Annotated in this window: 25 protein-coding genes; 18 read left to right on the top strand and 7 right to left on the bottom strand. The window is 71.5% G+C overall.

Annotation, left to right across the window (positions count from 1 at the left end; all coding sequences use genetic code 11):
• Positions 1–76 precede the first annotated feature (76 nt).
• Together ACSHXN_RS16195 and ACSHXN_RS16190 are read right to left on the bottom strand one after the other, a co-directional pair.
• Entirely contained in the window at positions 77–499 is a 423-nt protein-coding gene (locus tag ACSHXN_RS16195; protein ID WP_355134511.1) for a hypothetical protein, read from the bottom strand.
• A gap of 99 nt (positions 500–598) precedes the next feature.
• On the bottom strand, positions 599–1,810 hold the full coding sequence (locus ACSHXN_RS16190; protein ID WP_355134513.1) for a pyridoxal phosphate-dependent aminotransferase: 1,212 nt from the start codon (positions 1,808–1,810) through the stop codon (positions 599–601).
• Positions 1,811–2,211: 401 nt separating this feature from the next.
• On the opposite strand from ACSHXN_RS16190, the gene ACSHXN_RS16185 reads away from it, so the two are divergent.
• Positions 2,212–3,078, top strand: coding sequence for a S1 family peptidase (locus ACSHXN_RS16185; protein WP_356111547.1), 867 nt, complete (start codon positions 2,212–2,214; stop codon positions 3,076–3,078).
• A gap of 18 nt (positions 3,079–3,096) precedes the next feature.
• On the opposite strand, the gene ACSHXN_RS16180 is transcribed toward ACSHXN_RS16185, so the two are convergent.
• Positions 3,097–4,707, bottom strand: coding sequence for an N-acyl-D-amino-acid deacylase family protein (locus ACSHXN_RS16180; protein WP_356111549.1), 1,611 nt, complete (start codon positions 4,705–4,707; stop codon positions 3,097–3,099).
• 10 nt (positions 4,708–4,717) lie between these two features.
• Positions 4,718–5,995, bottom strand: coding sequence for an amino acid deaminase (locus tag ACSHXN_RS16175; protein ID WP_355134519.1), 1,278 nt, complete (start codon positions 5,993–5,995; stop codon positions 4,718–4,720).
• Positions 5,996–6,123: 128 nt separating this feature from the next.
• Between ACSHXN_RS16175 and ACSHXN_RS16170 the strand changes: the two genes are divergently transcribed.
• From ACSHXN_RS16170 to ACSHXN_RS16150, 5 genes are all read left to right on the top strand, one after another.
• Positions 6,124–7,206, top strand: coding sequence for a sugar kinase (locus tag ACSHXN_RS16170; protein ID WP_438306471.1), 1,083 nt, complete (start codon positions 6,124–6,126; stop codon positions 7,204–7,206).
• Positions 7,203–7,964 (top strand): IclR family transcriptional regulator, encoded by a 762-nt coding sequence (locus tag ACSHXN_RS16165; RefSeq protein ID WP_355134521.1) that lies wholly within the window; start codon positions 7,203–7,205, stop codon positions 7,962–7,964. The genes ACSHXN_RS16170 and ACSHXN_RS16165 overlap by 4 nt, the downstream gene beginning before the upstream one ends.
• Complete coding sequence (locus ACSHXN_RS16160; RefSeq protein WP_355134523.1) at positions 7,961–8,371, top strand: RidA family protein; 411 nt, start codon at positions 7,961–7,963, stop codon at positions 8,369–8,371. Before ACSHXN_RS16165 ends, ACSHXN_RS16160 begins: the two co-directional genes overlap by 4 nt.
• Before the next feature lie 127 nt (positions 8,372–8,498).
• A complete protein-coding gene (locus ACSHXN_RS16155) occupies positions 8,499–9,980 on the top strand; it encodes a GntP family permease (protein WP_355134525.1) in 1,482 nt (493 codons plus the stop codon).
• 68 nt (positions 9,981–10,048) lie between these two features.
• Positions 10,049–10,615 carry a hypothetical protein gene (locus ACSHXN_RS16150; RefSeq protein ID WP_355134527.1) on the top strand — a complete coding sequence of 189 codons (567 nt, stop codon included), beginning with the start codon at positions 10,049–10,051 and terminating at the stop codon, positions 10,613–10,615.
• Positions 10,616–10,721: 106 nt separating this feature from the next.
• Here the strand turns inward: ACSHXN_RS16150 and ACSHXN_RS16145 are convergent, their stop codons facing one another.
• Positions 10,722–11,972 (bottom strand): hypothetical protein, encoded by a 1,251-nt coding sequence (locus ACSHXN_RS16145; RefSeq protein ID WP_355134529.1) that lies wholly within the window; start codon positions 11,970–11,972, stop codon positions 10,722–10,724.
• A gap of 46 nt (positions 11,973–12,018) precedes the next feature.
• Positions 12,019–12,534, bottom strand: coding sequence for a SigE family RNA polymerase sigma factor (locus ACSHXN_RS16140; protein WP_438303270.1), 516 nt, complete (start codon positions 12,532–12,534; stop codon positions 12,019–12,021).
• Positions 12,535–12,670: 136 nt separating this feature from the next.
• Here ACSHXN_RS16140 and ACSHXN_RS16135 point away from each other — a divergent pair, with 136 nt between their 5' ends.
• Positions 12,671–13,060 carry a hypothetical protein gene (locus ACSHXN_RS16135; RefSeq protein ID WP_356111555.1) on the top strand — a complete coding sequence of 130 codons (390 nt, stop codon included), beginning with the start codon at positions 12,671–12,673 and terminating at the stop codon, positions 13,058–13,060.
• A 71-nt stretch (positions 13,061–13,131) separates the two neighbouring features.
• Here ACSHXN_RS16135 and ACSHXN_RS16130 read toward each other — a convergent pair whose 3' ends face one another.
• Positions 13,132–14,832 (bottom strand): chitinase, encoded by a 1,701-nt coding sequence (locus tag ACSHXN_RS16130; protein WP_355134535.1) that lies wholly within the window; start codon positions 14,830–14,832, stop codon positions 13,132–13,134.
• Positions 14,833–15,159: 327 nt separating this feature from the next.
• Here ACSHXN_RS16130 and ACSHXN_RS16125 point away from each other — a divergent pair, with 327 nt between their 5' ends.
• The 11 genes from ACSHXN_RS16125 to ACSHXN_RS16075 all read left to right on the top strand — a co-directional run bounded on the left by ACSHXN_RS16125 (position 15,160) and on the right by ACSHXN_RS16075 (position 25,101).
• Entirely contained in the window at positions 15,160–16,020 is an 861-nt protein-coding gene (locus ACSHXN_RS16125) for a hypothetical protein (RefSeq protein WP_438303269.1), read from the top strand.
• Positions 16,021–16,101: 81 nt separating this feature from the next.
• Complete coding sequence (gene cpaB / locus ACSHXN_RS16120; RefSeq protein WP_355134539.1) at positions 16,102–16,815, top strand: Flp pilus assembly protein CpaB; 714 nt, start codon at positions 16,102–16,104, stop codon at positions 16,813–16,815.
• Between the two features lie 58 nt (positions 16,816–16,873).
• The gene (locus tag ACSHXN_RS16115; RefSeq protein ID WP_355134541.1) at positions 16,874–18,484 is read left to right on the top strand and encodes an AAA family ATPase; all 1,611 of its coding nucleotides are present in this window, start codon (positions 16,874–16,876) and stop codon (positions 18,482–18,484) included.
• A 74-nt stretch (positions 18,485–18,558) separates the two neighbouring features.
• A complete protein-coding gene (locus ACSHXN_RS16110) occupies positions 18,559–18,873 on the top strand; it encodes a TadE/TadG family type IV pilus assembly protein (RefSeq protein ID WP_383357717.1) in 315 nt (104 codons plus the stop codon).
• A 35-nt stretch (positions 18,874–18,908) separates the two neighbouring features.
• Entirely contained in the window at positions 18,909–20,249 is a 1,341-nt protein-coding gene (locus ACSHXN_RS16105; RefSeq protein WP_355134545.1) for a CpaF family protein, read from the top strand.
• A gap of 25 nt (positions 20,250–20,274) precedes the next feature.
• On the top strand, positions 20,275–21,222 hold the full coding sequence (locus ACSHXN_RS16100; RefSeq protein WP_355796509.1) for a type II secretion system F family protein: 948 nt from the start codon (positions 20,275–20,277) through the stop codon (positions 21,220–21,222).
• A 10-nt stretch (positions 21,223–21,232) separates the two neighbouring features.
• On the top strand, positions 21,233–22,123 hold the full coding sequence (locus tag ACSHXN_RS16095; protein WP_355134549.1) for a DUF5936 domain-containing protein: 891 nt from the start codon (positions 21,233–21,235) through the stop codon (positions 22,121–22,123).
• Complete coding sequence (locus tag ACSHXN_RS16090) at positions 22,120–23,427, top strand: sensor histidine kinase (protein WP_355134551.1); 1,308 nt, start codon at positions 22,120–22,122, stop codon at positions 23,425–23,427. The genes ACSHXN_RS16095 and ACSHXN_RS16090 overlap by 4 nt, the downstream gene beginning before the upstream one ends.
• The gene (locus ACSHXN_RS16085; protein ID WP_356111564.1) at positions 23,420–24,184 is read left to right on the top strand and encodes a response regulator transcription factor; all 765 of its coding nucleotides are present in this window, start codon (positions 23,420–23,422) and stop codon (positions 24,182–24,184) included. The genes ACSHXN_RS16090 and ACSHXN_RS16085 overlap by 8 nt, the downstream gene beginning before the upstream one ends.
• Positions 24,185–24,289: 105 nt before the next feature.
• Positions 24,290–24,496, top strand: a complete 207-nt coding sequence (locus tag ACSHXN_RS16080) for a hypothetical protein (protein WP_355134555.1) — start codon at positions 24,290–24,292, stop codon at positions 24,494–24,496.
• A complete protein-coding gene (locus tag ACSHXN_RS16075; protein ID WP_356293424.1) occupies positions 24,493–25,101 on the top strand; it encodes a pilus assembly protein TadG-related protein in 609 nt (202 codons plus the stop codon). Before ACSHXN_RS16080 ends, ACSHXN_RS16075 begins: the two co-directional genes overlap by 4 nt.
• Positions 25,102–25,104 lie beyond the last annotated feature (3 nt).

Below are 25,104 nucleotides of genomic sequence, written 5' to 3'. Positions count from 1 at the left end.
GCCCGGTCCGCGCGTCGCTGCGGTGCACGCGGACCGGGGCCGAACTGCGGGAGCCGCGTGGACCGGCTCGCGGGGCTCAGCCGGCGGCGATGGGTTCCCGCGGCTCGCCCAGCGCGGCGGTGTGCGCGTCCATGCGTTGTGCGGTGAGGATCGCCGCCGCCGTGTCGGCGCGGGACGCCGCCACGACCAGGGCGCGGCCGGCCAGCGTGTGGGCGCGCCGGTGGAGCGCTGCGATGCAGGGTTCGTCGATGGGCGCGGTGCGCGCCGCACGGACCGGCGGCACCCCCCTCAGCCGCGCCACCTGCGCGGCGAGCCGCTCGGCGGCCCTGTCCAGGTCCGCCGAGGGTTCCAGCGCGCGCAGCTCGTCCGTCACCGCGAGCAGGGCGGCCAGATGGCCCGCGAGCTGGATGTCCAGCTCCTCCTCGCGTGAGCGGTGCGGGAAGTCGGGGGTGGTGCCGGCCGTCGTGTGGACCGACTTGGTGCGGATCGGTTCGTACATGGGACGGCCTCCTGTGCTCTGACAGGAAGCCATCTTAGCTTGGATTTCGTCTAAAAGTTGAGCCGGATCGCAAAACTGCCCCGCGAGCTCACCCGGGCGTCAGGGCTGGCCGTAACCGTCCAGGAAGCTGCCGATCCGGGTGATCGCCGATGTGAGGTCACCCACGCTCGGCAGTGTCACCACGCGGAAGTGGTCCGGCTCGGGCCAGTTGAAGCCCGTCCCCTGGACGACCATGATCTTCTCGCGGCGCAGCAGGTCGAGGACCATCTGCCGGTCGTCCTTGATCTTGAAGACCTTGGGGTCGAGGCGGGGGAAGAGGTACAGCGCGCCCTTCGGCTTCACGCACGTCACACCGGGGATCTGCGTCAGCAGGTCGAACGCCGCGTCCCGCTGCTCCTTCAGTCGCCCGCCCGGCAGTACCAGGTCGTTGATCGTCTGGCGACCGCTGAGCGCCGCCACCACACCGTGCTGGCCCGGCATGTTGGCGCACAGCCGCATGTTCGCGAGGATCGTCAGGCCCTCGATGTACGAGGCCGCGTGCGCCCGGGGGCCCGAGATCGACATCCAGCCCACCCGGTAGCCCGCCACCCGGTACGCCTTCGACATGCCGTTGAAGGTGAGGGTCAGCAGGTCCGGGGCCACCGCCGCCGTCGGCACGTGCCGCGCGCCGTCGTACAGGATCTTGTCGTAGATCTCGTCGGAGCAGACGAGGAGGTTGTGCCGGCGTGCGATGTCCGTCAGGCCGCGGAGCATCGCCTCGTCGTAGACGGCGCCTGTGGGGTTGTTGGGGTTGATGATCACGATCGCCTTGGTGCGGTCCGTGATCTTGCGCTCCACGTCCGCCAGGTCCGGCATCCAGTCCGACTGCTCGTCGCAGAGGTAGTGCACGGCCGTGCCGCCCGAGAGCGACACCGCGGCCGTCCACAGGGGATAGTCGGGCGCCGGTACGAGCACCTCGTCGCCGTCGTCCAGGAGGCCCTGCATGGCCATCACGATCAGCTCGGAGACGCCGTTGCCGATGAAGACGTGCTCGACGTCCGTCTCGATGCCGAGGGTCTGGTTGTGCATGACGACCGCCCGGCGGGCCGCGAGCAGCCCCTTGGCGTCGCCGTAGCCGTGCGCCGACGAGACGTTGCGGAGTATGTCCTCGAGGATCTCGGGCGGGCACTCGAAGCCGAAGGCGGCCGGGTTGCCGGTGTTCAGCTTGAGGATGCGGTGCCCCGCCGCCTCGAGCCGCATCGCCTCCTCGAGAACCGGACCCCGGATCTCGTAGCAGACGTTGGCGAGCTTCGTGGACTGGATCACCTGCATGTCCGTGAGCTTACGGCCGCGTAACGCCTCGCGCCCCGTGTTGTCCGCCACGTGGGACGGCGGGAGGGCGACGGGCCGGCGCCGGTGATCACGACCCGAATCGCCCCCACCCCTGAAACGCGAGGCCATGGCGGGCGCCGGCGGTCCGGCGGCGGGGGCGCACGGTGCGGGCACCGCGAGCGACGCCATGGGTGTCCGTACCGCCGTCGGAGTGCATCGGGCGTGGCGGACCCGGGATCCGGGGGGCCGGCGGCCGCACGCTCGAGCCGCCTCGGCCCGGCCGAAAACAGCTCCTTGCCCGCACATGTCCCTCCGCTGACAATGCGCATGACAAACACGGCCGGTCGGAGGATCTTCGGCCGGCCGTGTCATCGCAACCTCATCGAGAGGGGACCCCCCACATGAGAAAGCCTCTCGCCGCCGCGCTTCTCGCTCTGGTGATCGCCGGGGCCGGTGCGGCACCGGCGGTCGCGGAGACCCGGTCCGCGACCGGCGCCGACACGGTGGCCAGCGCCTCCGGCACGACGACCGTCCAGGCCGTCGACTTCGCCGGCACCGTCTCGCTCAGCAACTGCTCCGGCTCCGTCGTCCGCTTCCCGCGTTCCGCGGACGGCGATCCCGCGCTGGTGCTCACCAACGGCCACTGCCTGGAGACCGGCTTCCCGGAGCCCGGCGAGGTCGTCGTCGGACAGGCCTCCAGCCGCTCCTTCGGCCTGCTCGACTCGGCCGGCACCCGGGTCGCGACGCTCCGCGCGAGCAAGGTCGCCTACTCGACCATGACCGACACGGACGTCACGATCTACCAGCTCACCCGCACCTACGCGCAGATCAGGAGCTCGTACGGGATCAACGCGCTCACCCTCGCCGACACGCACCCGGTCGCCGGCACCGCCGTCAAGGTCGTCTCCGGCTACTGGAAGCGGATCTACAGCTGCGCCGTCGACGGGTTCGTGTACCGGCTGAAGGAGGGCGACTGGACCTGGAAGGACTCGGTCCGCTACACCTCCGCCTGCAACACCATCGGTGGCACGTCGGGGTCCCCCGTGATCGACAACGCCACCGGCAAGGTCGTCGCCGTCAACAACACCGGTAATGAGGACGGCGGGACCTGCACCGTGAACAACCCCTGCGAGGTGGACGCGAACGGCAAGGTGACCGTCCGCCAGGGCATCAACTACGCCGAGCAGACGTACCTGATCCCGGCGTGCTTCGGCACCGGCAACCAGCTCGACCTGAGCGCGAGCGGGTGCACCCTGCCCAAGCCGTAGGGCGCGCCGGGCGGGCGGTCACACCGCGGTCCGGCGGACCGCCCGTCCGGCGAGCACGTCCGTCCTGCGCCCGTCCTCGATCACGAAACGGCCGTCCACCAGGACGTGCGGGATGCCCGTGGGAAGCGCGCGCGGCCGCTCGAACGTGGCCCCCGCGGCGACCGTCGCCGGGTCGAAGAGCACCAGGTCGGCACGGTAGCCCTCACGGACCAGACCGCGGTCCGGCAGTCGCAGCCGGGCCGCGGCGCGCCCGGTGAGGTGCGCCACGCACTCCTCCAGCGACAGCACCCCCAACTCCCGTACGTACCGGCCGAGATAGTGCGGGAAGGTGCCGTACGCGCGCGGGTGCGGTTTTGTGCCCTGGAGGATGCCGTCCGAGCCGCCGGTGTGGACCCGGTGCTGCATGATCGCCCGCACGTTCTCCTCGTGGCCCACATGCTGCAGGATCGTGGAGCCGAGCCGGTCCTCGACCAGCAGGCGGCGGGCCGTCGTCCACGGGTCCTCGCGGCGCAGGTCCGCCGACTCCTGGACGGTTCTGCCGACGTACGACGCGAGCCCCGGGTCGCTCACCCCCGAGATCTCGATCGTGTGCCACTCGATGGGCACGCCGTGGCAGCCGTCGGAGCCGAGGACCTCCATGCCGTGCCGGATCCGCTCGGCCACCGCACCGTCGTGGAGCCGTTCGAGGATCTTCTCCGGACCGCCCTCGCTCGCCCAGCTCGGCAGCATCGCGGCCAGCGTCGTCGAGCCCGGTGTGTAGGGGTAGGTGTCCAGGCTGATGTCCGCACCCGCCGCCAGCGCCGCGTCGAGCAGGGACAGCAGTTCGGGGGCTCGTCCCTTGTTGACGCCGAAGTTCATGGTGGCGTGCGCGAGATGCAGCGGGCAGCCGGACTCCCGGGCCAGCGCCACCATCTCCTCGTACGCCTCCAGCGCGCCCGCCCCGTAGCTGCGGTGGTGCGGGCAGTAGTAGCCGCCGTACGAGGCCACCACCCGGCACAGCTCGGTGAGCTCGGCGTCCTTGGCATACATGCCCGGGGTGTAGGTGAGGCCGGACGACATGCCGACCGCGCCCTGCTCCATCCCCTCCGCGACCAGCCGCCGCATCCGGTCGAGTTCCGCGGGTGTCGCCTCCCGGTCCTCCCAGCCGACGGCGAGCATCCGCACCGTGCCCTGCGGGATCAGGTAGGCGGCGTTGACGGCGATGCCCTGGTCCAGCCGGTCCAGGTACTCGCCCACGGACCGCCAGGTGAAGTCGATGTCGTCGCCGTACCCGTTCCACCCGGTGATCGCGCGGCGCACCTCGGCGAGCGTGCGGTCGTCGACCGGGGCGTAGGACAGCCCGTCCTGCCCGATGACCTCGAGGGTGACGCCCTGCGCGGCCTTGGCACTGTGGTCCGGGTCCCGCAGCAGGGCGAGATCGCTGTGGGCGTGCATGTCGATGAAGCCGGGGGAGAGGACCAGACCCTCCGCGTCCAGCTCGCGGCGCGCCTCGGGCCGCTGGCAGCCGGCCGCCGCTGCCTCCTTGACGACGGAGACGATCCTGCCGCCGTCGACGACCACGTCGGCGCGGTAGGACGGCTCCCCGCTGCCGTCCACGACGTCCGCGTCCCGGATGACGAGCTCTTCCACGCCAGGCCTCCTAGAAGAACGTGCGGATGTAGTCGACGACCGTGCCGTCCGCCTCGGCCACCGGGATCAGCTGCCACTTGTCGAAGGACGTGCACGGGTGGGACAGGCCCAGGCCGAGCCAGTCGCCGACCTCGACGTCCGCCTCGGGGGCCGTACGGAGCCAGGCGTGCTGGTCGGACAGCGCGGTCACCGAGACACCGGTGGCCGGCCGCTCCCGGCCGTCCCTGCGTACCACCTGGGCGAGGGGCAGATCCAGGTCGTACGCCGCGTCCCGCTTGCCGGCGTTGGCGAAGGCCTGCTCGGGAGAGGGCCGGGACACCACCTGGGCCCACAGCCGGAAGGCGGGCTCCAGCGCGCCCTCCTCGGGGACGCGTCCGAAGGGGGTCAGCTTGCGGTAGTGGCCGTCGTCGTGCGAGACGTAGGCGCCCGAGCGCAGCAACTTCAGTACTGGCGAGGACAGTTCGGGGATCTCCGCGAAGACGTCGGCCACCGCGTCGAACCAGGCGCTGCCGCCCGCGCTCACCACGATCTCGTCCAGGCCCGTGAAGCGGCCCGCCTTGTCGAAGTCCGCCGCGAGCGCGGTCAGCCGGCGCAGCCAGGCGTGCACGCGGTCCGGGTCCGCCTGCGGCACCTCGCCCTCGTACCCGGCGACGCCCACCAGTCGCAGCGTCCGTGTGCCGGCCACCGCGTCCGCGATCGCCGCGCACTCCTCCTCCGTACGGACACCGGTGCGCGCGCCCTCACCGGCCGCCAGCTCCACCACGACGTCCACGGGGCGCGGGGCACCCGTCAGCGCCGCGTCCATGAGCTCGACCCCGCGCACCGAGTCGACGTAGCAGATGAAGCGGAAGTCCTCGTCCGCGGCGAGTTCGGCCGCGAGCCGGCGCAGGGCCGCGGCATCGACCAGTTCGTTCGCCAGGAAGATGCGCCGGATGCCGAAGTGCCGCGCGACCCACACCTGGTGGGGGACCGCGAGGGTGATGCCCCAGGCGCCGTGCTCGATCTGGCGGTGGAAGAGCTGGGGTGCCATGGAGGTCTTGCCGTGCGGGGCGAAGGCGAGTCCGTGGCGGGCCGTGTAGGTCTCCATCAGGTCGAGGTTGTGCCGGAGCCGCTCGGCGGAGAGGGAGAGCAGCGGGGTGGTGAAGCCGTCCGTGAAGAGGTTGCGGCGCTCGCCCGCCAGCTCGGCGAGGGTCAGGCCCGCCGCGTCCGGCGGGAGGCCCTTGAAACGGTGGTCGACCCTCTCCGCCATGAGGGCGGCGAGGCGTTCTGCGGAGGTGGCGGCGTCCATGGGTCCTCCCTGGCGGAGTGCGTTGCAATATATGCAACGACCGTTGCGTATCTCGCTTGATGCTGTCTAACATCCCGGCCAACGCGAGGTCAACGGATCGCCGTGACCCTTCCCCTCGACGAGGAGCCATCACCATCGTGACCGCCATCGGCCTGCCCATCGCCCCGGACGTCGTGGACGTCGTCGCGCTCGGCGAGTCCATGGTCACGTTTCTGCCCTCCCGTCCCGGGCGCCTCGCCGACGTCCCCTCCTTCGACCGCGCCATCGGTGGCGCGGAGTCCAACGTGGTGTGCATGCTGGCGGCCGCCGGCCACTCCACGCGCTGGGTCGGCCGGGTCGGGGCGGACGGCTTCGGCGACCATCTGGTCGAGTCGATCGGGGCGTACGGGGTCGACGTCGGGTCCGTGCGGCGCGACCCGGGGCGCCCCACGGGGATCTACTTCCGCACGGCGGGGGACCGCGCCACCGACGCCCACGAGGTGGCGTACTACCGGGCGGGGTCGGCCGCCTCGGCGATGGCGGTGGGGAACACGGATCTGGACGCGGTGCGGGCCGGCCGGGTCCTGCATCTGTCCGGGATCACCGCGGCGCTGTCCGAGGACTGTCTCGACCTCGTGCGGGAGCTGACGGCGCCCGGCGCCGGACGACCGCTCGTCTCCTTCGACGTCAATCACCGCCCCGGGCTGTGGCGCGACGCCGAGGGGCCCCGGGTGCTGCTGGAGCTGGCGCGCGGGGCCGACATCGTGTTCGTCGGGGACGACGAGGCCCGCGAGGCGTGGGGGCTGCACGGCGCCCGCGCGATCCGTCAGGCGCTGCCCGAGCCGGGGATCGTGGTCGTCAAGCAGGGCGGCCACGGGGCGACGGTGCTCGGCAGGGACACCGGCGGCGCCCGTCGGGACGCCACGGAGGCCGCCACCTTCGAACCCGCCCTGAACGTCGACGTCGTGGCGGCCGTCGGTGCCGGGGACGCCTTCGCCGCCGGCTTCCTCTCCGCCACCCTGCGCCGGCTCCCCGTCCGCGACCGCCTGCGCCACGGCCACCTCATGGCCGCCGCGGCGCTCACCGCCCCCGGTGATCTCGCCACTCCTCCCGCGCGCGACCACGCCGACCGCCTCGCCGCACTCGACGACACCGCGTGGGGGACACTTCGACTCGGCCCCGGCTGGACCGAAGCCGACACACGGGCCGAGGAGGAGGTACGTACGCCATGAGCCAGACCGTCGACCGGGCGCTGAGCATCCTGCCGCTGCTCGCCGAGGGGCCCGCCGATCTCGGACAGGTCGCCGACCGGCTCGGTGTGCACAAGTCCACCGCCCTGCGCCTGCTGCGCACCCTGCACGAACACGGCCTGGTCTACCGGCAGTCCGACCAGCGCTACCGCCTCGGGGCCCGGCTCTTCGCCCTCGCCCAGCAGGCGGTCGAGAACCTCGACATCCGCGAGATCGCCCATCCGCACCTCGTGCGCCTGAACGAGGAGTGCGGGCACACGGTCCATCTCGCGGTCTACGAGGAGAACGAGGTCCTCTACATCGACAAGGTGGAGAGCCGCTACCCGGTGCGGATGTACTCCCGGATCGGGAAGCCGGTGGCCATCACCGTCGCGGCCGTCGCCAAGCTCCTCCTCGCCGACCTGCCCGACCCCGAGCGCCGCGCCGTCGTGGACAAACTCGACTACCCGCTGTACACGGCCCGTTCGACGCCGAACGCCGCCGCCTTCCTGAAGGAACTGGCGATCGTGCGCGAGCAGGGCTGGGCCACCGACCTCGGCGGCCACGAGGAGTCGATCAACTGCGTCGCCGCTCCCGTCCGCGGCGCCGACGGCAGGGCCGTCGCCGCCATGTCGGTCTCCGCGCCCAACGTGGTCGTCACCGCGGACGAACTCCTCACGCTGCTCCCCCTGGTGCGCCGTACCGCGGACGCCATCAGCCGGGAGTACTCCGGCAACACCCCAGCAAAGGACGCCGTATGACGGACAAGATCGCCCTCACCCCGAAGACCCACACCACGCCGCCGGCCAGGTTCTCCCACGGCGTGCGGAAGGGCAACATCCTCCAGGTCGCGGGGCAGGTCGGCTTCCTGCCCGCCGAGGAGGGCAGGCCCCCGACGCCCGCGGGCCCGGCCCTGCGCGAACAGACCCTCCAGACCCTCGCCAACGTCAAGGCGATCCTCGAGGAGGGCGGCTCCTCCTGGGACGACGTGATGATGATCCGCGTCTATCTGACGGACGTGGACCACTTCGCGGAGATGAACGAGATCTACAACGCCTACTTCGAGGAGCAGGGCCTCACCCAGCCGCCCGCCGCCCGGACCACGGTCTACGTGGGTCTCCCGGCCGGGCTCCTCATCGAGATCGACGCGCTGGCCGTCCTCGGCTGACGCGGCGGCCGCTCACCCACCCGCGCAGTCCGTCGCGGTACGGCGTCCCCCACCCCCGGGGCGTCGTGCCGCGATCCCCTCACCCCGAAGCTTTATGGCACTACGAGAAGCCAGAGGTCCCCCTGTCATGTCCATGCCCTTCCTCGCGGCCGCCGGCACCCCACCCGCCCCACCCCACACCGGAGGCCTGCTGGCCTTCGTCCACGGCACCGCCGGCCTGCTCACCGTCGCGGCGCTCGGTATCGTGCTGCTGCTCGTCCTGATCATCAAGGTGCGGCTCCAGCCCTTCGTGGCGCTGCTCGCCGTCTCCATAGCCGTCGGCCTCGGCGCGGGCCTGTCGGTCACCGAACTGTTCGGCACGGTCCAGCGCTCGGACGCCGTCTCCCTCATCGAGTCCGGCATGGGCGGCACCCTCGGCCATGTGGCCATCATCATCGGGCTGGGCACGATGCTCGGCGCGGTCCTCGAGGTCAGCGGCGGCGCCGAGGTGCTGGCGTCCCGGCTCCTGAACCTGTTCGGGGAGAAGCGCGCCCCGCTGGCCATGGGCCTGACCGGTCTGATCTTCGGTATCCCGGTCTTCTTCGACGTCGGCATCTTCGTGCTCGCGCCGATCGTGTACGCGGCCGCCAAACGCGGTGGCAAGTCGATCCTGCTGTACTGCCTCCCGCTGCTCGCGGGCCTGTCGATGACCCACGCGTTCCTGCCGCCCCACCCGGGCCCGGTGGCCGCCGCCGGACTGCTGAAGGTCGACCTCGGCATGGTCATCCTGATGGGCATCGTCTGCGGCATCCCGGCGGTGCTGGCCGCGTGGGCGTGGTCGGCCTGGATCGGCAAGCGGATCTTCGTGCCCGTACCGCAGGACATGGTCGAGGCCGCCCAGGAGGCCAAGGAGGCGCTCGCGGCGGAACAGCGCGCGGCCGGAGTGACCCCGACGGAGAAGCCGGTGCCGCTCACCACGGTCTTCCTGATCATCGGCACACCACTGATCCTGATCCTGCTGGCCACCTTCTCCTCGATCGCCTTCGACCCCTCGACCGGACGGTCGGTGATCGAGTTCTTCGGTCACCCGTTCGTGGCGCTGACGATCGCGCTGCTGCTCGCGTACTACCTGCTCGGCATCCGCCGCGGCTGGTCCCGCAAGTCCCTGGAGACGGTCTCCACCGCCTCGCTCAAGCCGGTCGGCAACATCCTGCTGGTGGTCGGCGCGGGCGGGATCTTCGGTGCGGTCCTCAAGGGCAGCGGTGTCGCGCAGGCCCTCTCCGACACCTTCAACAACGTCGGCCTGCCGGTGATCGTCCTGTCGTACCTGATCTCGCTCGTCCTGCGGGTGGCCCAGGGCTCGGCGACGGTCGCGATCGTCACGACCGCGGGCATCGTCGCGCCGCTGCTGACGGAGGGTCACCACTCCCAGGCCTTCGTGGCCCTGGTCATCATGGCGATCTCGGCCGGTTCCATCTTCGCCTCCCACGTCAACGACGGGGGCTTCTGGATGGTGGCCAAATACTTCGGTATCAGTGAGCGGGACACACTGCGGACCTGGACCGTGCTCGAGTCGGTCCTGTCGGTGGCCGGCTTCGCGGTCGCCGCCGTGGTGAGTGTCTTCGTTTAGCGCAGTTTCCCATAACGATGCAGGGGTCGGCTGTGCCGGACACAGGATCTTGGACCATACTGCCCGCTGTGGAGCAGCGCATTGGTTCGAGCAGCCAGCCCCTGGACGGCGCCGGAGTCGACCCGGCCTTCATCCCCGGGCTCACCTCCCCAGCGTCCACCGCCGAGTCGGAGGACAGGCAGGACGACACCGTGCCCGAGGAGACGAGTCCGGTCGAGGACCGGGTCTCCGAAGAGGAACCCGCCGCGGCGGACGCGGACGACGAGCCGGACGCCGAGGACGAGCCGGAGGCGGAGCCCGAGGAGGAGTCCGCCTCCGACGGCCCCGTCTTCGAGGCGTCCGACCGCCGTGCCCGGATCGTCGCGGACCACAGCGGCGTCCGCCTCCGCCTGGACGACCAGGCGTGCGAGTTCCGCTGGGACGAGATCGGCGCCGTGGAGACGGAGACCGCCCGCTTCGGGAAGCGGTTCACGGTCACCGTGCACACGCCCGAACGCCGGTGGTACCCCATAGAGATCGAGGCCGACTCCCGTTCGCGCTTCCAGGAGTGGGAGACCCGGCTCGACGCGGTCCTCGACGCCTACTTCGAGGACGGCGCGGAGGCACCGGACGCCCTCGAGAAGGTCGCCGACTGACGCGGTCCGTCCGCCATCGCGGTCCGGTGCGTGCCGGACGCGCCCCCTCGCCCCGTACGTGACGCCGAGGGCCCCGGCCGCCGGGGCCCGTTCGGCCGGCTCCGGGTCAGCCGATCGGGTGCCACTTCGGGCTCGTGGCGATGGCTTCCAGCTGCCTCATGGTGAGCGGGGGTAGCGGGCGGGTCGGGGAGGTGTGCTGGGTGCCGGAGTTGAAGGCGCTGATCACCACCCGGGAGCCGTCGGGCCGCCGGACGTCGACGGTCCGTACGACGGTTCCCTCGACGCCCTTGTCACCGCCGCTTTGACGCATGTCGACCGTGGTGCCGTCGGGCAGGGTCCGGGTGACCGGGCCAAGGGCGCCGCCCTCGCCGCCCGGCACGGACGTCTGGACGTTGACCTGGACCAGGCTCGCGCCCAGGCCGTCGTCGAGGACGAGGTAGCCGAACCCCGGATCCGCAGCGCTCTTCGAGACGACGTGGAGCCCCTTGGGCAGCAGCGAGACGAGTGTGCCGGAGACGGGACGGCCGGATGCGAGCGGCGTGCCGCCCGGCTCGACCGCAGCCTTCGAAGGATCCACCGGGATGGCGTCCACGGCGGCGCGCCATTCGCGGGCCCCGACGAGCGCCTTCAACCGGGAGGGGGAGAGGGGCGGCCGGTCCCGGGTGATGGGCGCGCCCTTCTCGGCGGCGGCATTCCACTCCTGCACACTGATGTGCTGCCCGCTGCGCGTGACGAGGTCCGCCGTCCACAGCTTCGTGTCGACACGGCGGTCGGGATACTCGTACCCCTGCAGGACCATGAGCCGGGAGCCGTCGGACAGTGTGGAACGGGTGCAGGCGTCGTACGGGACGTACACCCTGTCCGGGCACTCGGTGACCTGTGCCGCCTGCTGACCGCCGGCCGGCACACGGCTGAGCGAGACGGCGACGGCGGCCTTGCCCCCACCGTCGTCGTACACGACCTGGGCGAGCGGCATTCGACTGTCCGTGCCGCGTCCCTCCTCGTGGCTGAACCGCCCCCCGGGCAGCAGCTTCTTGAGGGTGCGCACGAGGTCGTCACCCGTCACGACGGGTCGTTGCCTGGGGGAGTGCGAGAGTGCGGGCGAGGAGGTGACGGGAGGGGCGGCGACGGACCGCTGCTCCCCACCGGCGCCTCCCGGGAGCAGGGCCGCGCCGAGCCCCACGAGCGCGACACCGGCCGCGCATCCCGCGACGGCGGCTCGGCGACGGCGGATCCGCCGGCCGTGTGCCTCGCCACCGATGACAAGAGTGTGCCGGTCGGCCTCGAAGGCCCCGCCGGTGTGCCGTAGCGCGGCGGCGAGCTGGTCCTCGAAGTGGTCGTGGTCTTCCGGGGGCATGGCAAACCGCCTTTTCTGCGGAAAAGAGATGGGTCGGGTGGGTCGGTCAGGGCGCCGCGTACTCGCCGACGGTGTCGCCGAGGAGCAGGCGCAGTCGCGCGAGGGCGCGGACGCTGCGGGTGCGGACGGCGGCCGAGCTGGTGTTCAGGGCGGCGGCCGTCTCCTCGATGCTGCGGTCCTCCCAGTAGCGCAGGACGACCACGGCCCGGTCCTTGGCGGACAACCGCCCGAGCGCCTCGAGGAGGGTGAGCCGCAGCGGCGCGTCACCGGCCGGGTCCGGTGCGGGCAGTTCGGGGAGCACGTCGGTCGCGCGCTCCCTGCGGCTGCTGTGCCGCCGCTGGTGGGCGAGGAAGGTACGGGTGAGAACGGTCTGGACGTACCCGGCGGGGTTGTCGAGCCGCGAGATCCTGCCCCAGCGGAGGTACACCCGGCCGAGGGTCTCCTGGACGAGGTCCTCGGCGAGATGGGTGTCGCCGCCGGTGAGCAGACAGGCGGAGCGGTAGAGATGCCCGGCGCGCGCCGCCGCGAACTCGGGATATCCCTCGGTCCGGCTCTGCCGCATGTGCTCCCCCTGCCCCGGTGCCGTCCCATGACGCCCTCACCTCATTGATGCGGTGGGCCCCCGGAAATGTTTCAACCGGGTTGGGCGGACCGGGATACTGATCGCCGACAAGCGTCGGGCGAGGGGGGAGACAAGGATGCATCAGCCCGGGTACGGCCACCAGCCGCCGCCGGCGGGCCCGCAGGGCTTCGGTCCGCCGCCACCGGCGTACCCGCCGTCCTACCCGCCCGCGGCTCCCCGACTTCCCCCGGGGCCCGACTTCCTGGCCGCCGACCGGCACAACTCGGTGGTGGTGGACGCGGCGGGTGTCGCCTTCGAGACGCACGGGCTGTCGGCGGACTTCCCGTGGCAGGTCGTCCGCAGCGTCCACTACCGCGCGAGCTCCGACGGCAGGTCGCTGACGGTGGCCGTGGTGCAGGTGGACGGCAGGGTGTTCGAGTGTGTGGTGGCCGCGAGACGCGGGGAGTTGCAGGAGTGGTTCGGCCACCTGGCGACCGTGCTGGGGCACTACCGCCCGATGGGCTGAGGGCGCGGCGGACGCGGACGGGGACGGACGGTGGGCACCGTCCGTCCCCGTGATGACACCTCAGTGCGCCGTCACGGCAGTGCGTGCACGTGCGGGCCCACCGCGTTCGACCAGGCGTTGCCCGACGCCGCGTCCCAGTTGGTCGACCACGTCATCGCGCCGCGCAGGTCCGGGTACGTCCTCGACGGCTTGAAGGTGCCGCAACCGGTGCCCTTGGCCAGGCAGTCCAGCGCGTTGTTCACCACCGTCGGCGACACATAGCCGCTGCCCGCGCCGCTGGGTGAGGCCGGGACGCCCAGGCCGACCTGGGACGGGGACAGACCGCCCTGGAGCTGGATGCAGGCGAGGGCCGTCAGGAAGTCCACCGAACCCTGGCTGTAGACCTTGCCGTCGCAGCCCAGCATCGAACCGCTGTTGTAGTACTGCGTGTTGACGACGGTCAGGATGTCCTTGACGTTCAGCGCCGTCTGGAAGTACCCGTTCGACGTCGACTGCATGTCGATCGTCTGCGGGGCCATCGTGATGATCAGCGACGAGCCGGCCCTGGTCGACAGCTGCCTCAGCGCCTGCGACATGTACGTCGAGTTCAGGCCGTTCTCCAGATCGATGTCCACACCGTCGAAGCCGTAGGTCTGCATCAGCGAGTAGAGGGAGTTGGCGAAGTTCGCCGCCGAGGTGGAGTCGTTCACCGCCACCGTGCCGTTCTGGCCGCCCACCGAGACGACGACCTTCTTCCCGGCCGACTGCTTGGCCCGGATGTCCGCCTTGAACTGGTCCACGGTGTAACCGCCGAGACCGGACGAGTCCAGGTTGAAGGTCACCGCGCCCGGTGTGCCCGTCGCGTCCGCGAACGCCACCGCGATGATGTCGTACTGCGACGGGACGTCCGAGATCCGCTGGACCGTCGCCCCGTTGTTGAAGTTCTGCCAGTACCCCGTCACCGCGTGCCGGGGGAGTCCTCCGGTCCCGCCCCCGCCGGTCGCGGCGGTGGTCGCCGTCACGGTCGCGGACTTCGTCGACTCGCCCGCGGCGTTCGTGGCCGTCACCTGGAAGGAGTACGACGTCGAGGGCGACAGGCCCGTCACCGTCGCCGATGCCCCGGTCACGGCGGCGACCTTGGTGCCGCCCCGGTACACGTTGTAGCCCGTGGCGCCCGACACGGCGCTCCAGGCCAGGGAGACGGAGGAGGACGTGGTGGAGGACACCGCGAGACCCGAGGGGGCCGCGGGCACGGTCGGGGCCGGGTCGCCGCCACCGCCGCCGTCCGGCCCGAACACCGACACGTCGTCCGCGTAGTACGCCGCCTGCCCGTACCAGCCGTGGAGGTACACCGTCACCGACGTCGTGGAGGCGCCCGTGGTGAAGGTCGTCGTCAGCTGCTTCCAGCTCGTCGAGTCCGGTGTCCAGGTCGACACGTCGGTGGTGCCCGTACCCGTCGCGCCCAGATACGTGTACCCGCCCTGCACCCAGGCGCCGAGCGTGTACGTCGAGTTGGGTTTCACCTTGACCGTCTGTGCGCACTGCGCGTAGTCCTGGCCGGCCGGTGACGCCTTGAGCGCGGCCGTGCCGCCGTGCACCGGCGACGACACCGTGGTGCCGCTGCCGCCCGAACAGGTCCAGTTGCCGAGGCCCGACTCGAAGCCGGCGTTCCTGGCGTTGTTCACGTCCGCGGCCGCCGCGTTGCCGGCGGCCAGGAAGGAGAGGGCGAGCGCGGCGACGCCGGCCGCGGCGAGTGTCCGTCTGGGGCGGAGCAAACCTGGTACGCGGTCCACTGGGGCCTCCGATGGGGGGAGAGGAAGGGCTGGAGGGCATTGCGGAACGGTGGCCACCGCCTGACGAAAGAATTTGGTCCAGACCAATTGCGTTGTCAATACCTCTGGAGGCATCAACGCCCTTGCTGCATCCTCGAGTTGAGGCATATGCGCCTACTCTGTGTGGATCATGCCCGCACCTTCCGTGAGATGATCTTCCGGATTCTGTGTTGAGCGGGGCATGCCGTGGATATGGTGCTGTTGCAGGACGATGCAATTGGATGTCACAGGGGCCAACTGAGGCGGGGGTCGACCACCCTGCCGCAGTGAACGGGGTGGTGTGCAGCCGTGCCGACCGCGATAGCAGTCACCAGTCCCGATCTGGTGCTCCCTCCGCTCGACCGGCAGACGCCGCCCGCCATCGTCCAGCCCGGGCCCACGCTCGAGCAGTCCCTGAACGCCATGCACACGCTCGTCGAACAGCACGGCTATGTCATCGCCCTCCACGCCGCCTCCGGCGCCGGCCCGGCGGTCCAGCGGCTGCGCACCGTGCGCTCCGTCCTGGAGAGCGACCGCATCGCGGTGCTCGGCGTCCCCCTGCCCCCGCTCGGACTCGCCCTGCTCGCCCAGCAGTTGCGGCAGCTGTCCGTCTGCGACTTCAGCCCGGGAGTGCTGGCCTCCTCCGCACGGCTGCTGGCCCACTACATCTACGCGGGCGCCGTCCTCGGCTCGGTCGCGAAACTCGACCAGGTCCCCGTCCCGCTCGCCTCCCACGCCAAGTCCTGGATGCCGGGGGCCCAGTTCGGCGTACTCGCCAATCCGCGGCCGCAGCTCGTGCGGATCGGGCAGGAGGAGCTGCCGGGCCCCGATTTCGGCACCCGGATGCTTGTCGCCGCCGGACAGCCGCCGTCGGACTGGGTGACCGCGCAGCTGGCGCCCGCCTGGCGTGTCCAGGGGGTCTCGACCGTGCCGCTGCCGGAGGAGTCGGTGCGCTGGTGGGGGACCGGCCGGCTCGTCGAGTTCGCGGCGGGACTGCACGACGTGTCCGTGCTCTACCAACTCGTCTCGTCCGTGCGGCGCGAGCTCTGCCACTGGTGCGGCCTCGAACTCATCGGGGACCGCTGCGGGTTCTGCGCGGCGCCCCTGCCGTCGCCCTCCGGACAGCCGCCGCCCGCCGTCGTCCGGGCGCTTCCACGAGGGGGCACGTAACCCCGTACCCACAACTCCACAGCACGACCGCACGACCGCTCGACCCGTCGTCCCCACCTTCTGATCGAGGTTGTCCGCGTCATGAACTCACGCCAGCGCCGCGGCGTCATCCTGCTGGTCCTCTCGGCCCTCGCCGCAGTCGGCGCCTTCGCCGGAGTGCTGTCGGTGATCCGCGACGTGAACTCGAAGGTGGGCCCGGAGGCCACGGCGTATCGGCTCAAGGCCGACATCGCCCCCTACAGGGAACTCACGGCCGATCAGTTCCAGCGGATCTCCATGCCGCGGCGCTGGCTGTCCGCGACCGCCGTCACGGACCTCTCACAGATCCGCGGAAAGATCGCCGTGACCCGGCTGGAGAAGGGATCGCTGCTCCAGACCGACATGATCGTCGACCGGCCGGCACTCGCGTCGGGACAGCAGGAGATCGCCATCATGATCGATGCGTCGACCGGAGTCGCCGGCAAGATCGACCCCGGCTCCCGGGTCAACATCTACGCCACCTTCAAGGCCGCCAACGAAAAGAGCAGGGACGAGTCCAAGGTCATCGTGACCGACGCCCGCGTCCTCGACGTCGGCAGGCTCACCGCCCTGGACCCGGGCCAGTCCAGTGACGACCGGCGGCGCAACGCCACCGAGGCCGTGCCCATCACCTTCGCCCTCGACACCGCCGACGCACAGCGCGTGGCGTACGCCGAGTCGTTCGCCGAACACGTCCGGCTCGCCCTGGTCGCGGGCGGCTCCGCGACCTCGGTCGCGCCGGGTGACCGCACCTACACCCTCGACCAGGACAAGTAGGAGGCCCCATGAGGTCCGTCCCGGTCCCCAGCGGGCCTGTCCCCACGAGGTTCTGCCGATGACCATCCGTATCCTCCCCGCCGTCGGCGACCTCGACGCGGCACGCTCGCTCACCACCCTGCTGAGCCAGGTCGCCGACGCCGAGCCCGCCCCGCCCGTCCACGACTCCACGGCCCTGCTCGACGCCCTCGCCCGGCTGGCCGGCGAGTCCCTCGACGAACTGCCCGAGGTCGTCCTCGTGCACGAGCGGATCGGACCGGTCCCCGCGCTCGAGCTGGTCCGCGACCTGGTGCTGCGGTTCCCGGCCGTCGGCGTCGTGCTCATCACCGCCGACACGAGCACGGGCGTCCTGACCGCGGCGATGGACTCCGGTGCCCGGGGCATCGTCACCCTGCCCCTCGGCTACGACGCCCTCGCCGAACGTGTCCAGGCGGCGGCCGCCTGGTCCGTCGGCATGCGACGCCACCTGGGCAGCACCACCCCCGAGCTGTACTCCGGAGCCGGCGGGACGGTGGTCACGGTGACCGGGGCCAAGGGCGGTGTCGGCGCCACGGTCACAGCCGTCCAACTGGCGCTCGCGGCCCGGGCGTCGGGCCGTACCGTCGCGCTGGTCGACCTCGACCTGCAGTCCGGGGACGTCGCCTCCTACCTGGACGTGCAGTTCCGGCGTTCCGTGGCCGACCTCGCCGGGATCACGGACATCAACCCCCGTGTCCTCCAGGACGCCGTCTACACCCACGACAGCGGCGTCGGACTGCTTCTCGCCCCGGCGGACGGCGAACGCGGCGAGGAGGTCACGGACCGCGTGGCCCGCCAGGTCCTGGGTGCGCTCCGGGCCCGCCACGACGTCGTGGTCGTCGACTGCGGCTCCCAGATGAACTCGGCCACCGCCGCCGCGATCGAGGTCGCCGACCACGCGCTGCTGCTGGTCACCCCGGACGTGGTCGCGGTCCGCGCGGCCAAACGGATGGTGCGCCTGTGGGACCGGCTCCAGATCCGCAAGGCCGAGGAGACCCTGACGGTCGTCAACCGCCACGCGCGCGGTACGGAGATCCAGCCCGCCCTCGTCGAACGCGTCACCGGTACCCGGGTGGCCCGCGCCGTCGTCCCGGCCGCTTTCAAGGAACTCCAGGCGGTCGTCGACGCCGGACGCCTCCAGGACCTCGACGCGCGCTCCACCGTGAAGCAGGCGCTGTGGTCGCTGGCCGGGGAGCTCGACCTCGTGCGGGCGCAGGAGGGAGGCGGCGGGCGGCGCCGCAAGGCATCCGCGGACCGGGGAGCACTGAGCCTGTGGCGCAAGGGCGACCGGGGCTCGGTGACCGTCGAGTTCGCCGGGATGTTCCCGCTCGTCCTGGTCGTGATGGCGTTGCTGTGGGAGTGCGCCCTGTTCGGCTACACGTACTCGCTGGCGGGCAACGCGGCGGACGAGGCGGCACGGGCGGCGACGGCGGCGTACGCCGTGCAGGGGGACTGGTCGGGGGCCTGCCGGTCGGCGGGAGCCCGGCATCTGACGGGGTCGTGGAGCGGCGCGGAGATCAGCTGCGCCCCGGACGGCCCGGTGATGAGGGCGACGGTGCGCGCACGGGTCCCGCTGTTCTTCCCCGGGGTCAACCCGGGCTGGCGGGTCGACGGGAGCGCGGGCGCGGCACTGGAGGGGGACGACCGATGAGGTCGTCCGCGCGCAGCAGGGCGGCGGCCCCGTCGAGACGGCGGGCTCGCCGCCGGGACGACCGCGGTGTCTCCATGCTCGAGTTCGCCGGCTACCTCCCCGTCCTGCTCGTGATCGGCATGGCCGCCGTCCAGCTGGGTCTCGTGGGCTACGGCATCAACCAGGCCGGCACCGCCGCCCGCGCGGCCGCCCGGGTCGCCTCCCAGGACGGCGACGGCTCGGCGGCGGGCGCGGCCGCCGTCAGCGGCTGGCTCTCCCCCGACGTGCCGCCGCCGGCGAAGGGCGCCGGCACCACCACCGCCACCGTCACCGTCCACGTCCCCGCCGTGATCCCCCTGTTCGACGGCTGGGACGTCACCCGCCACGCCACCATGCCCGACGACAACTGAACCAGCCGTACGACGGAGAGGAGTTGACGACCGACATGAGCCTGCGCTCCCGTATCGCCGCCCCCGACGACGGGGGAGCCGCCCGAGAGGACGGACACCTCGTCGCGGTCTACCGCGCCAAGCTCCTCGAAGAGATCGACCTCGCCGAGATGTCCGGCCTCGCGGCCGCCGAACGCCGGGCCCGGCTGGAGCGCGTCCTCGGACACATCATCAGCCGGGAGGGGCCGGTCCTCTCCTCGTCCGAACGCTCCCAGCTGATCCGGAGAGTCGTCGACGAGGCCCTCGGGCTCGGCGTCCTCGAACCGCTGCTGGCCGACGCGTCGATCACCGAAATCATGGTGAACGGCCCGGACTCGGTCTTCGTGGAGCGCGCCGGCCGTGTGGAACAGCTTCCGCTCCGCTTCGCCTCCACCGAGCAGCTGATGCAGACGATCGAGCGGATCGTCTCGACGGTCAACCGCCGCGTCGACGAGTCCAACCCGATGGTCGACGCCCGCCTGCCCACCGGCGAACGCGTCAACGTCATCATTCCGCCGCTCGCCCTGACCGGCCCCACCCTCACCATCCGCCGCTTCCCGCGCGCGTACACCCTGCCCGAGCTGATCGGGCTCGGGTCCCTCGACGAGCAGATGCTGATGCTGCTCGCCGCCTTCGTCCGGGCCCGCTTCAACCTCATCGTCAGCGGCGGTACGGGCACCGGCAAGACCACCCTGCTCAACGCCCTGTCCGGGCTGATCCCCGCCCGCGAACGCATCATCACGATCGAGGACTCCGCCGAACTCCAGCTCCAGCAGGAGCATGTGATCCGCCTGGAGTCCCGCCCGCCGAACGTCGAGGGGAAGGGCCAGATCACCATCCGCGACCTGGTCCGCAACAGCCTGAGGATGCGCCCCGACCGCATCATCGTCGGAGAGGTCCGCGGCGGCGAGACGCTCGACATGCTCCAGGCGATGTCCACGGGGCACGACGGCTCCCTCGCCACCGTGCACGCCAACTCCGCCGAGGACGCACTGATGCGGTTGCAGACCCTCGGGTCGATGTCCGAGGTGCTGATCCCCTTCGAGGCGCTCAAGGACCAGATCAACTCGGCGGTGGACGTCGTCGTGCAGCTCGCCCGGTACGCCGACGGCTCCCGCAAGGTCGTGGAGATCGCGCTCGTGGTGTCGCGCGGACGCGAACAGTTCCGTGTCGCCACCGTGTCCCGCTTCGTCCCCCAGCCGCTGGCCGCCGACCGGATCGCCCGCGGCCGCTTCGAGCACCTCCCGCTGCCCCGGAGCGTCGCCGAGAAGCTCTATGTCGCCAACGAGCCGCTGCCGCCCGCCTTCGGTGTCGCCGAGGCCATGGACGCCCTCCACACGAGGCAGGCCATCGGATGACCCCCGTCCATGTAAGGAGCGCGCCATGAACGACCCCGCCCTCCTCGCCCTCGGCGCCACCGTCCTCACCGGCACGCTCACCGTGGCCGGCGTGCACACGTACGCCTCGGGCCGCGCCCAGCGCCAGGCCGTCGTCGACCGGCTGTCCGGCACGGCGACGGGCCCGGTCCGCACCGCGAGCGGCCGGGTACGTCGTTTCACGGGCATCGACCGCCGGCTGCGCCGCACCCGCCTCGGGCGCACCATCCGGCTGCGCCTGTCGGCGACCGGACTCGATCTGACGGCAGGGGAGTTCTTCACCTACGTCACCGCCGTCGTCGCGGCGCTCTGGCTGATCGCCGCGACCACCCTCGCCCCCTTCTTCGGGCCCCTCGCCGCGCTGATCGGGGTGTGGAGTGCGGCGATCTTCCTCAACTGGCAGCGGCAGAAGCGCATCGAGGCCTTCATCAACCAGCTGCCGGACGTGGCCCGCCTCCTGGCCAACGCCACGGCCGCCGGCCTCGCCCTGCGCACCGCCCTCGCCATGGCGGCGGAGGAACTGGAGGCCCCGGCCGGGGAGGAACTGGCCCGGGTCGCCGATCAGCTGACGCTGGGCCGCTCGGTCGACGACGCCCTCGACGAGCTGGCCGAACGACTCCCGTCCCGTGAACTGATCGTTCTCGTCACCACGCTCGTCCTGGCCAACAAGGCGGGCGGTTCGGTGGTGAACTCGCTGCGCAACCTCACCCAGACCCTGGAGGACCGCAAGGAGACCCGGCGCGAGGTCCGCACGATGCTCTCCGAGGTCAACGCGACGGCCTTCACGGTCCCGCTGCTGGGCCTCGGCTCCCTCGTCCTGGTCAACTCCTCGAACGAAGGCGCCCTGGCCCGCGTCACCGGCTCACCACTCGGCCAGGGGCTGGTACTGCTCGCCCTCGGGCTCTACACGGTCGGCTTCTTCGTCATCCGCCGCCTCGGCAAGATCGAAGTGTGAGGGGGCCGCGATGACGTCACTGCTCCTCGCCCTGCTGATGGCGGTCGCGGTCGCCGGGATCCTGCTCGGCGTGCGCATGATCCGCGCGGACGCCAAACTGCCGAGCGACCTGCAGCTCGCCCTGGAGGTCGGGGCCGGCCGTGTGTCCAGGACCGGATCGGCGGTCGACCGCTTCGGCATCCGCTTCGCACCCGTCGTCCTGCGTCTGATGGGTCCGCGCCGGGTGGACGACAAGCGCCGCCGCATCGACATGGCCGGCAACCCGAACGGCCTCACCCTCGACCGCTACGCCGCACGCCGTGCGGTGTACGGCCTCTTCGGCGGCCTGATGGGCCTGATCTTCCTCTCGGGCGGCCATCCGCTGCTCGCGGTGGGCACGTTCGCCTTCGGTCTGCTGGCGGCCGACGCGCTGATCTGGCAGGCCATCCGCGAGCGCAAGGAGGTCATCGACCGCACCCTGCCGGACTTCCTGGACGTGCTCGCGGTCGTCGTCTCCGCCGGGCTGGGCTTCCGCCAGGCGCTCGACCGGGTCGCGGAGAAGTACGAGGGACCCTGGGCGGACGAACTGCGCATCACCCTGCGCCAGATGGACATGGGGGTCAGCCGCCGCCAGGCCTTCGACGAACTGCGCCGGCGCAACTCGTCCGAGCAGGTGGCCCAGTTCGTCTCGGCCCTGCAGCAGGGCGAGGAGCTCGGTTCCCCCATCGCCGAGACGCTGATCCAGCTGGCCACGGACATGCGGCGCACCGACGCGCAGAACGCCCGCCGCCGTGCGGCGAAGACGATCCCCAAGGCCACGCTGGTCACCCTGGTCTTCATGCTCCCGGCCACGATGATCCTCATCGCGACGGGCATGTTCCTCGGGTCGGGGACGGACTTCGGATCGATCCTGGGCCGATGATGAGCAGCCGTGCCCCGCGCCCCACACCCGGGTATCTGGAGGACGACGCCCCGCCGCCGGCGAGCGTCCGCCTCCAGCTCGGCGCGCTCCAGGCCCTGTGCCGTCAGACCGTCGCCGTACGACTCGCCCTGGTCCTGATCGGGGCGCCCTTCGCGTTGGCCAACACCGCCGACGGCGCGCCGCGCTACGCCGTCCTCGCGGCCGCCGTCCTCGGTGTCATGACGTCGTACGCCCTGCTGCGTGACTGGGACCGGGTAGGACCGCGTCTGCTCGCCCATCCCTCCCTGATGGCGCTCGACCTCCTCTTCGTCGCCACGCTGCTGCTCACCGCGTCCCCCGCCTCCCCCCTCGCGTACGCCACCGTCTGCACTCCACTGCTGTCCGGCCTGCTCTACGGCTGGCGGGGGGCGGGCGCCATCACCGGCCTGCAACTGGTCGTCATCGTCGCGGTGTTCCGGGCCTGGGAGCAGCGCCCGGGAGCCGGCATCAGCACCCTTCTGATCGCGGGCTTCTGCGTCGCCGCCGGCATCATCGGGGTGACCCTGCGCAACCTGCTGTTCCGCTTCGGGGCCGCCGGGGAGGCGCTGTCCGAGGCGAACGCACGCCTGGCCGCGGCGGAGGCCGTCGAGTCCGAACGGGCGTTCCTCGCCAGGGAGATGCACGACTCGGTGGCCAAGACCCTGCACGGCCTCGCCCTGGCCGCGGAGGCGCTCGCGGTGTCGGCGGACCACGCCGCCGACCCCGGGACGCTCAAGCGCCAGGCGAACCAGGTGGCCGGCGCGGCACGCAGGGCGGCGGCGGAGTCCCGGGACCTGCTGTCGGGCCTGCGGCGCCGCACGGACTTCGGGGCGGCCCGGGTGGACGTCTCGGCGGAACTCGCGCTCCGAGGGCGCGAGTTCGCCGGACGTGCGGGCCTCGAGGTCGAGCTGGCCAAGCCGGAAGCGCCGCTGCTCCTGCCGTACGCGACGGCGCACCACGTCCTGGCGGTCGTCTCGGAGGCGCTGGAGAACACGCACCGCCACGCCCGGGCGACCCGCATCCGCATCACGCTCGACACCGCCGGGGACACCGCCCTCGATCTGTGGATCGGGGACGACGGCGTCGGTCTGCCACCGGGCACCGCACCCGGAGACCTGGCGAAAACCGGCCACTTCGGGCTGCTGGGCATGACGGAACGCGCCGCGAGCCTGGGCGGCCGCCTCCGACCGGGCCGTTCCCCGCTCGGCGGCGCCGAGATCCATCTGCACGTGCCCCTCGCGCAGGCCGCTCCGCGCACCCCCCAAGAGGAGGCCGCACATGCCTGACCAGGCGCTTCCCGACCCGCCCCTGCGCGTGCTCGTGGCCGACGACAATCCGGTCGTGCGGGCGGGACTCGCCGCCCTGCTGTCCGCCCGCCCCGGCATCGACGTGGTCGCCGAGGCGGCGGACGGCGGGCAGGCGCTCGCCCTCAGCACCCGGCACCGTCCCGACGTCGTCCTCCTGGACGTGCGGATGCCGGGCACGGACGGACTGACCGCACTGCCCGAACTGGCCCGCCGGTCCCTCGTGATGATGCTGACGTACAGCAGGGAACCCGACGTCGTGGCCGAGGCGCTGCGTCGCGGGGCCTCCGGCTATCTGGTGCACGGCGAGTTCACGGCGGCCGAACTGATCACGGCGGTAAGGGAGCTGAGACGGGGACGGCCGACGGTCTCCCCGGCGGTCGCGTCGCAGTCCGGGCCTGTCCTGTCCTCGCTCGGCGTTTCCTACGAACCGAATGAAACCACTTCGCAGCTGCAACCAGTTGTGTCAGAGTCGTCGACGGCTGGGGCCGCCCGCACGGGGAGCCTGCGGCGACGTGCCGCGGGGTGGCTGGACTTCGGTCTCAGCTCGAGGGAGGTGGAGGTCATGGATCTCATCGCGTCCGGGATGAACAACCGGCAGATCGCCGCCGCCTGCTTCATCAGTGAGAAGACGGTCAAGAACCACATCAATCGCATCTTCGCGAAGCTGCACAGTTCCTCGCGCAGCGAAGCGATCGCCCACTGGCTCGGTACGGCACGAGAGGGGTGGAGCGGGTGACGGCCGCGGCGGGGGGAAGTTGGGCCCCTGGGCCCACTCGGAGTACGCACGTTCTCGCCTACCGTGCTGAGGTCGGCAGTGTGATCGGACGGGAGGGCGGACGCCATGACCGGGTTCGACAGGTGGAGGCAGACCCTCGTCTCCCGCATGAGGGGCAAGGGCCGGGACGCGGGGGCCGGGTTCGTGGAGTACGCGGGCCTGATGATCATCATCGCCGGGATCTTCACGCTGATCGACCAACTGGGCCTGGACGGCCTGATTTCGGGAGCGATCGGCGATGCCGTCGACCGGGTGATCGGTGGCGGTGGCTGATTGCCCGGCGTCCATACTGCGACCGGGGACAGATTCTCCCCCTGTACATCTGGCTGACGGGGATTCTTCTCTTCGTCGCCCTGGCGTTCTTCGTCTTCGCTCAAGCGGCGTCCGCGCGGAATGGAGCTCAATCCGCGGCGGACGCCGCTGCGTTGGCGGCCGCCCAGGACTCCCGTGAGGAGTTGCTGACGGGCTTGGAGGGGGCGGTCGGCCATGACGACGACTGGCTGGACTGGCTCAGGGGCGATCTCTTCAAGGGCACGGGGGCGACCGCTGCGGCGGAACGTCTCGCCGACGAGAACGACGCGAGCGTACAGGGCGGAGCCGTACCCACCACCGTGAACGGGCTCCCCGGATACCGAGTGGCGGTCGAAACGCGTTACACCGTGGGGAAGTCGATCATCCCGGGCACCGAGACGCAGCATGCCAGGGCTCAGGCCACCGCCGTCATCGAACCCCGCTGTCACATTCCCGAGGACGCCGACGCGAAGAAGCCCGTAGAACTGGACTGCGCCGGCGAGATCGTAGACATCGATCCCGGAGATTTCCGTCCGGACGAACTTCCGGACGCGTCCGTGCTGTTCTCTGTGCGTCTGGCCGAGTGAAAG

It is taken from the genome of Streptomyces sp. HUAS TT11, assembly GCF_051553595.1.
Taxonomy (GTDB): Bacteria; Actinomycetota; Actinomycetes; order Streptomycetales; family Streptomycetaceae; genus Streptomyces.
The sequence above is the reverse complement of the archived record's forward strand: the minus strand, read 5'-3'. Positions and strand labels throughout refer to the sequence as shown.